The sequence below is a fragment of the Gilliamella bombi genome (assembly GCF_900103255.1).
Taxonomy (GTDB): domain Bacteria; phylum Pseudomonadota; class Gammaproteobacteria; order Enterobacterales; family Orbaceae; genus Gilliamella; species Gilliamella bombi.
In genome coordinates this window covers 1-514 of record NZ_FMWS01000084.1, presented here as the reverse complement: position 1 = coordinate 514, position 514 = coordinate 1, and the positions used below count along the sequence as shown (strand labels likewise).

Annotated in this window: 1 pseudogene; it reads left to right on the top strand. The window is 32.9% G+C overall.

Going from position 1 to position 514, the window contains the following annotated elements:
• Positions 1–514: pseudogene (locus tag B9N71_RS12075) on the top strand (sel1 repeat family protein); the annotation flags it as partial.

Sequence of the window (514 nt, the reverse complement as noted above, 5' to 3'; positions counted from 1 at the left end):
AGCCTTTGAGTTATACCAAAAAGCCGCTAAACAAAACTGCGCACCAGCGCTTAAAACACTGGCCTTTATGTATATGCAAGGACTTGGCACTGAGCAAGATGTACCTAAAGGTTTTGACACTTTAGTGCAGGCTTTTCGTGTTATGCCTGATAACAATCTAGAAGATGTTATCTGGCGTATTGAAACTAACGAAAATTATAAAAAATACTCACTTAAAGCTAAAATTGAAGATTATAAAAAACCACGCCGAGAAAAATTTCAAATAACGGACTCTAGTGATGAAGATTATATTATTGAAAAGTTTAAATTTTTTAATAATATTTACCGACTGTATTTTAGGAATGGGATTGGATCAATGTATAGTTGGCAACGACCAACTTGGTCAATTGTATTAGGTGAAACAGTGGGTGAAATTACACCATTAAAAGAACAATACCTAATAAAAGATTCTATACAAGGTTATTACCAAACTATGACTTATTTAAGCTATTATTATAAAGGCGAAGCACAAGAT